Annotated in this window: 7 protein-coding genes, 2 pseudogenes and 1 riboswitch; of the genes and pseudogenes, 3 read left to right on the forward strand and 6 right to left on the reverse strand. The window is 73.5% G+C overall.

Annotation, left to right across the window (positions count from 1 at the left end):
* Positions 1-25 precede the first annotated feature (25 nt).
* Positions 26-832 (reverse strand): SDR family NAD(P)-dependent oxidoreductase, encoded by an 807-nt coding sequence (locus B1205_RS03040; protein WP_089154196.1) that lies wholly within the window; start codon positions 830-832, stop codon positions 26-28.
* 287 nt (positions 833-1119) lie between these two features.
* Between B1205_RS03040 and B1205_RS03045 the strand changes: the two genes are divergently transcribed.
* The 3 genes from B1205_RS03045 to B1205_RS03055 all read left to right on the forward strand — a co-directional run bounded on the left by B1205_RS03045 (position 1120) and on the right by B1205_RS03055 (position 4669).
* Positions 1120-2388 (forward strand): acyltransferase family protein, encoded by a 1269-nt coding sequence (locus B1205_RS03045; protein WP_441338439.1) that lies wholly within the window; start codon positions 1120-1122, stop codon positions 2386-2388.
* On the forward strand, positions 2343-3113 hold the full coding sequence (locus tag B1205_RS03050; RefSeq protein ID WP_089154198.1) for an SGNH hydrolase domain-containing protein: 771 nt from the start codon (positions 2343-2345) through the stop codon (positions 3111-3113). The genes B1205_RS03045 and B1205_RS03050 overlap by 46 nt, the downstream gene beginning before the upstream one ends.
* Positions 3114-3125: 12 nt before the next feature.
* A riboswitch (ZMP/ZTP riboswitch) is annotated at positions 3126-3215 on the forward strand.
* Between the two features lie 17 nt (positions 3216-3232).
* The gene (locus B1205_RS03055; RefSeq protein WP_089154199.1) at positions 3233-4669 is read left to right on the forward strand and encodes a glycine hydroxymethyltransferase; all 1437 of its coding nucleotides are present in this window, start codon (positions 3233-3235) and stop codon (positions 4667-4669) included.
* Positions 4670-4702: 33 nt separating this feature from the next.
* Here B1205_RS03055 and B1205_RS03060 read toward each other — a convergent pair.
* The 5 genes and pseudogenes from B1205_RS03060 to B1205_RS03080 all read right to left on the reverse strand — a co-directional run.
* Positions 4703-4927, reverse strand: a pseudogene (locus B1205_RS03060) (hypothetical protein); the annotation flags it as partial.
* Between the two features lie 69 nt (positions 4928-4996).
* Complete coding sequence (locus B1205_RS03065; protein ID WP_089154200.1) at positions 4997-6310, reverse strand: aminotransferase-like domain-containing protein; 1314 nt, start codon at positions 6308-6310, stop codon at positions 4997-4999.
* A 1-nt stretch (position 6311) separates the two neighbouring features.
* Entirely contained in the window at positions 6312-7415 is a 1104-nt protein-coding gene (locus B1205_RS03070) for an alpha-hydroxy acid oxidase (RefSeq protein WP_089154201.1), read from the reverse strand.
* Complete coding sequence (locus B1205_RS03075; protein ID WP_254909665.1) at positions 7408-8241, reverse strand: alpha/beta hydrolase; 834 nt, start codon at positions 8239-8241, stop codon at positions 7408-7410. Before B1205_RS03075 ends, B1205_RS03070 begins: the two co-directional genes overlap by 8 nt.
* A 91-nt stretch (positions 8242-8332) precedes the next feature.
* Positions 8333-9559 (reverse strand): annotated as a pseudogene (locus B1205_RS03080) (cytochrome P450); the annotation flags it as partial.
* Positions 9560-9579 lie beyond the last annotated feature (20 nt).

Below are 9579 nucleotides of genomic sequence, written 5' to 3' on the forward strand. Positions count from 1 at the left end.
TAACAGGGGCCCCTTCCTTACGTGCTCAGGTGCCGGAGCCCGGCTCGGCCATCTTTCGGTGCTGCTCCGCCTTGAGCCGGTCCGGGACGATCTTGCCGGCCGCGGTCTGGAGCTTGTTCACCAGCGAACCCGCCGCGACCTTGTGGTCCCCCTTCATCAGGGCCTCGAACCCGTCCCGCGCCACCTCGCGGGGATCGTCCTTCTTCCCCTGCCCGACCCGGGTGTCGGTCATGTCGGCCCGCTCGAAGAACTCGGTGTCGGTCGGGCCCGGCATCAGCGAGGTCACCGTGACGCCGGTGTCCTTCAGCTCGTTGCGCACCCCCTCCGCGAACGACTGCACGAACGACTTCGACGCGTTGTAGACCGCCTGGAACGCGCCGGGCATCGTGGCGGCGATCGACGAGGTGAACAGCACCCGCCCGGCGCCGCGCTCGACCATGCCGGGCAGCAGCAGCTTGGCCAGGTGCACGGTCGAGCGGACGTTCAGGTCGATCACGGTCAGCTCGTCGGCCAGGTCGGTGCCGCCGACGAAGTCGCCGCCCGCGCCCCGGCCGGCGTTGAGCGCCAGCGCGTCGACCGGGCGGCCGAGCGCGGTCACCTCCCCGGCCAGCCGCTGCACCCCCTCCGGCGTGGCGAGGTCCACCCGCACCGGGCGCACCTCCGGCCCGCCGTCACGTCGCAGGTCACGCGCTGCCGTCTCGATCGCCGCGTCCTCGGCGGCGACCACCACGTCGTACCCGTGCTCGACGAACTGGACGGCCAACTCGTATCCGATGCCGCTGGACGCGCCGGTCACCACGGCGAGCGGCCGTCCGGTGGTCGGTGTGGTCATGCTCGTGTCTCCTCTCCGGTGGGGCCGGGTCGCCGTCGCGGGACCGGCCCTCCCCCTGGGTGTGCCCCACGCCGGGCCGCCCAACCCCGCCTCTCCCGGGCGGCCGGGTAACCTCCGCCGCCCCCAACCGTTGGGTAGAAGGCACCCACGAATCAGGACGGAATGGGGCAGAAGTGCTAGTTGGTGAATCGCGGCCCGGCGGCCGGCAGCCACTCGTCGGCGCGGAGGGCGCGCCGCGGTCGTCGTACCGGGGGGACATCGAGGGCCTGCGCGCCCTCGCCCTCATCATGGTGCTCGTCGTCCACGCCGACCGTGACCTGGTGCCGGGCGGCTTCGTCGGGGTGGACATCTTCTTCGTCATCTCCGGTTTTTTGATCACCGGGCTACTCGTCGCCGAACTGGAGCGGACCGGCCGCATCTCGCTTGCCGGCTTCTACGCCCGCCGGGCTAAACGGCTGCTGCCCGCCGCCGTCCTGGTCCTGCTGGCCAGCCTGCTGCTCACCTGGCTTCTGCTTCCCGCCACCCGGTGGCGCTCCACGGCCTGGGACATCGTGGCCAGCGCCTGCCACGGACTGAACTGGCGGCTCGCCGTCCAGTCCACCGACTACTGGGCCCGGGAGGACCCCCCCAGCATCGTCCAGCACTTCTGGTCCCTCGGCGTCGAGGAACAGTTCTACCTCATCTGGCCGCTGCTGCTGCTCGGCCTGGCCACCCTCGCCGGGCGACGCCGGCTACGGCGGGGCGCGCTGATGGCCGGCGTCGCGCTCGTGGCCGTGCCTTCGTTCGCCTGGTCGGTGCAGCAGAGCCAGGCGAATCCGGATCCGGCCTACTTCGTCACCACCACGCGCCTGTGGGAGCTCGCCATCGGTGGCGCCGTCGCCATCGCCGGCACCCGGTGGCATAGAGCCCCGCGCCCACTGGCGGCGCTCGTCGCCTGGGGCGGTCTCGCCGCCGTCGTCGCGTCCGCGTTCGTCTTCGATCCCGAGGTGGCCTTTCCGGGCTATCAGGCGCTGCTGCCGACCCTCGGCACGGCCGCGATAATCGCCGGCGCGCCCGCTGCCGGCAGGTGGGGGCCGGCCGGCGCGCTCGGAGTCCGGCCGATGCGGGTCCTCGGGGCGCTGTCCTACTCGCTCTATCTCTGGCACTGGCCGCTGCTGATGGCGGCCGAGGCGAGGCTCGGCGAGTTGAGCCCAAGTGTCGCCCTCGGCGTCGTGGCGCTGTCCGCCGTGCCCGCTACATTGGCGTACCGGTTCGTGGAGAACCCGATCCGGATGTCCGAGACCCTGCGCTGGCGACCGGCCGACGCGCTGCGCCTCGGTGCTCTCTGCTCGGCGCTCGCGGTCACCGCCANACCATGCCCCTGCCCAGCGGCAGCGCGTCCGCCGCCGGCAAGCTCACCGTCACCGGTCCGCCAGGGGCCACCGTGCTCGGCGCCAACCCGCTTGGCGATCACGCCGGCCAGGCGGTCGACCGGGTCGCCTCGATCACTCCGGACCCGATGGTCGCCAAAATGGACGGGCCGGAGGCCTGGCCGAACGCGTGTGGGGCCAAGCTGACCGGCGAACAGGGGATCACCCCCTGCGTGTACGGCGACCCGGAGAGCACGACCACCATCGCACTGGCCGGGGATTCACACGCCCTTCAGTGGCTTCCCGCGCTGCGGGCGGTGGCGGAGGCGGAACGGTGGCGGGTGACCACCTACACCCTGGGTGGCTGTCCCTTCATCGACATGGAAAACATGGCGGCGTGGAAGGAGTGGCCCGCCCCCCGGTGCGTGGACTGGAACCACCGCCTGCTCAAGGAGCTGACCACCGTCGTCAAGCCGGACCTGCTCCTGGTCGGCAACGCCTTCTTCCACCCCAACGGAATGATGCCACCGGAGCCCACCGACAAGTCGAACATGGTCCTCGCCGACGCGTTGGGCACCACATGGCAGCGGCTGACGGCGGTCGGCATACCGGTCGGCGTGCTCCGTGACAATCCGCAACTGGATCGGATCGCCCCGGAGTGTGTGCTGACCAACCGGCGGAAACTGACCCGCTGCGCGACCGCGCGGGCGGACGCGTTCCGGGTCGGCAGTAGCGCGGCCCACAAGCTGGCGGCGACGCGGACACCAAACGTCCACCTGGTGGACCTCACCGATGCCGTCTGCCCCGGTGACCCCTGTCCGGCCGTCATCGGCGAGGTACTCGTCTTCCGCGACAACAACCACCTCACCGGCACCTACGTGATGACGCTGGCGCCCCGGCTCCGGACGGCCCTCACGAGGATCCTCGCCTGACCGGTAGGATCTCCCACGGGCCGTGACTGGCGCGTGGGGATGGAGCACCATCGGGAAGCGGCCCCGTCATGAGGACGCACGCCGAGCGCCTGGGCCTTCACACGTCACCAGGAGGTCGCATGTCGCTCAACGCCGAATCCACCGCCTTCCGCAGCGCGCTGGAGGTGATCCGCGCCGTCGAGCCGCGGGTGGCGGACGCCATCGGGGCCGAGCTGGCCGACCAGCGGGAATCGCTCAAGCTGATCGCCAGCGAGAACTACGCCTCGCCCGCGACGCTGCTGGCCATGGGCAACTGGTTCAGCGACAAGTACGCCGAGGGCACGATCGGGCGGCGCTTCTACGCCGGCTGCCAGAACGTCGACACGGTCGAGGCGCTCGCCGCGGAGCACGCCAAGGAGCTGTTCGGCGCCGCGCACGCGTACGTGCAGCCGCACTCCGGCATCGACGCCAACCTGGTCGCGTTCTGGGCGATCCTCGCCGACCGGGTCGAGTCCCCCGCGCTGCGCAAGGCGCAGGTACGCCAGGTCAACGACCTCACCGAGGCGGACTGGTTCGCGCTGCGCCGGGAGTTGGGCGACCAGCGGATGCTCGGCATGTCGCTGGACGCCGGCGGCCACCTCACCCACGGCTTCCGGCCGAACATCTCCGGCAAGATGTTCGACCAGCGCAGCTACGGCACCGACCCGGCCACCGGCCTGATCGACTACGACCGGGTGGCCGAGGCGGCCCGCGAGTTCCGGCCGCTGATCCTGGTCGCCGGTTACTCCGCGTACCCCCGGAAGGTCAACTTCCGGATCATGCGGGAGATCGCCGACTCGGTCGGCGCCACCTTCATGGTCGACATGGCGCACTTCGCCGGCCTGGTCGCCGGCAAGGTCTTCACCGGCGACTTCGACCCGGTGCCGCACGCGCACATCGTCACCACCACCACGCACAAGTCGCTGCGCGGCCCGCGTGGCGGCATGGTGCTCTGCGGTCCGGAGCTGGCCGACCAGGTCGACCGCGGTTGCCCGATGGTGCTCGGCGGGCCGCTGCCGCACGTCATGGCGGCCAAGGCGGTGGCGCTGGCCGAGGCCCGGCGCCCGGACTTCGCCGGCTACGCCCAGCGGATCGTGGACAACGCGCAGGCGCTCGCCGACGGGCTGCTGCGCCGCGGCGCGACGCTGGTCACCGGCGGCACCGACAACCACCTGGTGCTCATCGACGTCTCTGGGTACGGCCTGACCGGCCGGCAGGCCGAGCAGGCGCTGCTCGACTCCGGCATCGTGACCAACCGCAACGCCGTCCCGCAGGACCCGAACGGCGCGTGGTACACCTCCGGCATCCGGATCGGCACGCCGGCGCTGACCACGCGCGGGCTGGGCACGGCGGAGATGGACGCGACCGCCGAGCTGATCCACACCGTGCTCGACCGGACGACGCCCGGCACCGGCCCCGACGGCGCCGGGTCGAAGGCGAAGTACGTTCTCGACCCGGCGGTGGCCGAGCAGGTCGGCAAGCAGGCCGCCGACCTGCTCACCCCGTTCCCGCTCTACCCCGCCGTCGACCTGGGCTGAGACGGTCCGCGCCCCTGCCTCGTGAGCGGCNTAGCGGTGGACCTCGGTGCTGCCCTGCACGTTGTTCACGTCCTCGGCGGCGGTCACCAGCTCCCAGCCCTCCCGGCCGACGCGGTTGAGGTGCGCGACCGCGGTGTCGCCGTACGCGGTGACGTCGGTGCGGGACCCGTCCGGGCCGTACCAGACGAACGAGACGTGGAAATTCCGGCCCTGCCCCTGATAACGGCGGACCAGCAACGCGTACTCCCAGGCAACCATCCGTCCATTATCAACGTCGGCCCCGGCGCCGGGGAACACCGGTGGTGCCGTAACGGCGACACAGTGGCGTCAGGCCGGCGCGACCACCGCCGCCGTGGTGTCGGTGACCAGCGCCACGAGCCGGTCCAAGCCCAGGTCGATCTGCGCCGGGGTGACCGCGCTCACCGACAGCCGCAACGCGTTCACCGGCGTGCCGGCGTCGTAGAAGTGCGCCATCGGGGTCCAGAGCACGCCGTACTCCCGGGCCGACCGGTGCAGCAACGCGTCGTCCACCGGGAACGGCACGGTGACCACCACGAAGAAGCCGCCGGCCGGCACCGTCCAGCGCACCGGTCCGTCGGCCGGGAAACGCCGGGCCAGGCCGTCGACCAGGTGGCGCAGGTTGCGGGCGTACGCGGCCCGCTCCCGGACGTTCGCGGCCACCAGCGAGCAGTCGTGCGCCAGCAGCGCGCCGCCGATCACCGCCTGGGCGATCGGTGAGGTGTTCACCGTGACCATGCTCTTGATCTTCGCGAGCTGGTCGGCGAGCGGCCCCACCGTGCCGTCCGAGCCGGCCACCCGCTGGTCCGCGACCACGTAGCCGACCCGCGCGCCGGGCAGCACGGTCTTGGCGAACGAGCCGAGGTAGACCACCCGGCGCGCGGTGTCCAACGCCTTGAGCGTGGGCCGCCGCTGCCCGCCCCCGGCCGGGAACAGCCCGTACGGGTTGTCCTCGATCAGCAGCAGGTCCTCCTCGGCGGCCAGGTCGAGCAGCCGGCGACGCGCGTCGGTGTCCATGCTGACGCCGGACGGGTTGGCGAAGTCCGGCATCACGTAGCAGGCCCGCGGTCGCAGCCCGGCCGCGCGGGCCCGCCGCACCCCGGCGCGCAGGTCGGCCAGGTCGACGCCGCCCGGTCCACCGGCCACCGGGCGCACCGGCAGGTCGACCAGGCGGGCCGCGCCGGTGAGCCCCACGTACGTGGGCGCGACCGCGAACAGCACGTCGGCCGGGTCGGCCCGCAGCGCGCGCAGCACCAGGAACATGGCCTCCTGGCAGCCGACGGTCACCACGATCGCCTCCGGGTCGACGGTGAACCCCTCGTCGACGGCGAGGTTGCGGGCGACCAGGTGGTGCACGATGCCCTTGGTCCGCCCGTACTGCAACAGCGTCCGGTCCACCTGCGCCGGCCCGAGGCCCAGGTCGTCGGCCAGGTGCCGGCGGAACCGGTCCAGGTGGCCGGGCAGCAGCGTCGAGTCGAAGAACTCCTCGTACGGCCGGCCGGCGGCCAGCGACACCGCCTCCGGGTAGTGCTGCGCCACCTCGTTGAGGAAGTTCATCGAGTTCAACGCGGGGTCGTCGACGCTGCCGTGCAGCGCCGTGACGCTGAGGTCCACCGGTTCCACGTCAGCCTCCGATCCGGGTGCGCAGCCGCCGCGCCGAGGCCGGGTCGGGGCAGCCGCTGAGGATGAGCGCGTCGCGCAGCTCGGCCGCGAGCAGCGCCAGGGCGGCCTCCGCGCCGGCCCGGCCGCCGGCCGCGAGCGCCCAGAGCAGCGGCCGGCCGACCAACACGCCCGCCGCGCCGAGTGCGAGCGCACGCAGCACGTCGACACCGCCGCGGACGCCGCTGTCCAGCAGCACCGCGCACCGCTCCCCCACCGCGTCGACCACCTCCGGCAGCATGCTCACGCTGGCCGGGGCGGCGTCGAGCTGCCGGCCGCCGTGGTTGGAGACCACCACCGCGTCCACGCCGGCGTCCGCCGCGCGGACCGCGTCGCGCGGGTCCAGGATGCCCTTCACCAGCAGGGGCACCGGGGTACGCGCCCGCAACCAGGCAAGGTCCGCCCAGCTCAGTGCCGGGGCGAAGACCGCGCCGGTGTGCGCCGCCACCGCGGAGACCCCCGGGGTGCCCTGGTGGGCCAGGTCGTCCCGGCCGCCGGGCAGGTTGGCGGCGGTGACGTGCGGCGGCAATGCGAACCCGTTGCGCGCGTCGCGCAGGCGCCGGCCGAGCACCGGCACGTCCACGGTGACCATGAGCGCCGCGCAGCCGGCGGCGAGCGCCCGGTCGAGCAGGTCGGCCACCAGGCTCCGGTCGCGCAGCCAGTAGAGCTGGAACCACACCGTCGCGCCGGCCGCGGCGATCTCCTCGATCGGCGTGCTGGACAGCGTGCTGGCCACGTAGGGCACGCCCGCCGCCCCGGCCGCCGCGGCGAGCGCCGGCTCGCCGTCGCGGTGCAGCAACCGCTGGTACGCCATCGGCGCGACCGCCACCGGCAGCGCGGCGCGGCCACCGGGCAGCGCCGCCTCGGTGGACGGATCGTCCACACCGGCCAGCATCCGGGGCAGCACCGCCACCCGGTCCAGCGCGGCCCGGTTGCCGGCCAGCGCGGTCTCGGTGCCGCTGCCGCCGTCGACGAAGTCCCACACGTCGGCCGGGAGCACCGCCCGCGCCAGCGCCGCGAAGTCGCCCAGGCTGACCGGCGGCACGAATCCCGCCCCGAGGTCAGGCATGGTCGCCCCCGACGGTCGCCCCGCGCGTCGCCGGGTCGGGGGCGAGGTGCCGGCGCAGGAACGCGGCGGCCCGCTCCTGGGCGTCGCGGCCGGCGTCGAACACGCCGGGCATGGCGAAGAAACCGTGGATCATGCCCGGGTAGTCGGCCGTCTCGGTGGGCACGCCGGCCTCGTGCAGCCGCTCGGCGTAACGCCGGCCCTCGGCGCGCAGCGGGTCGTGCCCGGCGGTGACGACGAGCGCCGGGGGCAGGCCGGACAGGTTCTCGGCGAGCAGCGGCGACGCCAGCGGGTGGGCCGCGTCCTGCGGGTCGGCCAGGTAGTGCTCCCGGTACCACCGGACCGAGTGCCGGTTGAACAGCAGCGGATCCTCGTCGTCGGTCGGCCGTTGCCCGGGGCGCTGGTCGGTGTTCGGGTAGACCAGCACCTGGGCGGCGAGCCGGGGGCCGCCGTCGGCGCGGGCCAGCAACGTCACCGCGGCGGCCAGGTTGCCGCCGGCGCTGTCCCCGCCGACGGCCAGCCGGGCCCGGTCCACCCGGAACTCGTCGGCCCGCGCGGCGACGTGCCGCAGCCCGGCGTGGCAGTCCTCCACCGCGGCCGGGAACGGGTGCTCCGGTGCGAGCCGGTAGCCGACGGTGACGGTCTGACAGCCGGCGAGGTTGACCAGGCGGCGGCAGATCCCGTCGGCGGTGTCCACGCTGCCGAGCGTCCAGCCACCGCCGAAGAACCACACCAGCGTGGGCAGCGGGCCGTCGCCGGGCGGCCGGTGGATCCGCACCGGTAGCGGCCCGGCCGGGCCGGGGACGTGCGTGTCGCGTACCTCGGTCACCGGCTCGACCGCGCCGGCGCCGGCGCGGATCGCGGCGAGGTCGGCGGCACGGGCCTCGGCGAGGGTCTGGGTGTAGAGCGGCGCGGTGCCGGCGGCGGCCCGCGCNCCCGGTGGTGACGAAGAGCTTGTCGATGCCGCGCAGGAAGAGGCTACCGCTGTAGGTGTGCGGCTGGGTGACCGCGAGCCGGGGGAACCGGGCGAACAGCCGGGGCAGCGCCAGCCGGCCCTCCAGCCGCGACACCGCCGCGCCGAGGCAGAAGTGCAGTCCGACGCCGAAGGCCAGCGACGGCGGACCGGCCCGGTGCGGGTCGAAGCGGTCCGGGTCCGGGAAGCGCGCCGGGTCCCGGTTGGCGGCGGCGATCAGCAGCAGCACGGTGTCGTCGCGCGTGAGCGGCACGCCGTCCAGCTCGGTGTCGGCGGGCGCGGACCGGGCCAGGAAGTGCACCGGGCTCTCCATCCGCAGCACCTCGTCCACGCAGCCGCGGGCCAGGGCGTCGTCGCCGGGCAGCGCGGCGGTCACGTCCGGATGGGCGAGCAGCAGCGGCAGGCCGTTGCTGAACATGTAGACGGTGGTGACGAAGCTGGCGTTGAACAGCACGATCAGGTTGCTGATCAACTCGTCCTCGGTGAGATCGACGTCGCCGGCGTCGAGCACCTCCACCAGGCCGCTGATCAGGTCGTGGCCGGGTGCACGGCGGCGGTGGGCGATCAGGTCCCGGTAGTAGCCGCGCAGTTCCTCGGCGGCCTGGTTGGCCCGGGCCAGCCGCTCCGGGGTCTTGCCGGCGACGTCCATGTACTCGTCGATCCAGTCGACCCGCTGCCGGTACCAGGCCAGGTCCGCCGCGGGCAGACCGATGAACTCGGCCATCACCAGGGCGGGGACCGGGTACGCGAAGTCGGCGACGAAGTCCACCTCGGCGCCGTGCGCGCCGGCTGCGGCCATCCGGTCCAGGTGCTCCTCGACGATCCGCACCACGACCGGCTCCAGCGCGCCGAGCCGGCGCGGGGTGAAGGTCTTCGCGAACACCGCCCGCATCCGGGTGTGGTCCGGCGGGTTGACGAACATCATCGAGCTGAGGAAGGTACGCAGGATCTCCTGCTCCTCCCAGCCGGGCGGCAGCCCCTTGTACCACCCGGGGTCGCGCAGGATCCGGTCCACCACGTCGTAGCCGCCGGCCACCGCGGTGACGGTGCTGTGCTCGGCGCGGGCCGGAACCGCGTTGATCGGCCCGTGCGCGTGCAGGGCCGCGTAGTAGGGATAGGGGTTCTGCCGGCCCTGCTCGCTGTACAGGCCGGTCAGTATCTCGCTGACGTCCACGGCGGTGCTTCCTCCCCAGG

It is taken from the genome of Micromonospora sp. NBS 11-29, assembly GCF_002140155.1.
Classification (GTDB): Bacteria; Actinomycetota; Actinomycetes; order Mycobacteriales; family Micromonosporaceae; genus Micromonospora.

Bases quoted from the DNA above. Each gene is read 5' to 3' on its own strand.
- B1205_RS03050 (WP_089154198.1), top strand. From the start codon at position 2,343: ATGGACGGGCCGGAGGCCTGGCCGAACGCGTGTGGGGCCAAGCTGACC.
- B1205_RS03055 (WP_089154199.1), top strand. From the start codon at position 3,233: ATGTCGCTCAACGCCGAATCCACCGCCTTCCGCAGCGCGCTGGAGGTG.
- B1205_RS03070 (WP_089154201.1), bottom strand. From the start codon at position 7,415: ATGCCTGACCTCGGGGCGGGATTCGTGCCGCCGGTCAGCCTGGGCGAC.
- B1205_RS03040 (WP_089154196.1), bottom strand. From the start codon at position 832: ATGACCACACCGACCACCGGACGGCCGCTCGCCGTGGTGACCGGCGCG.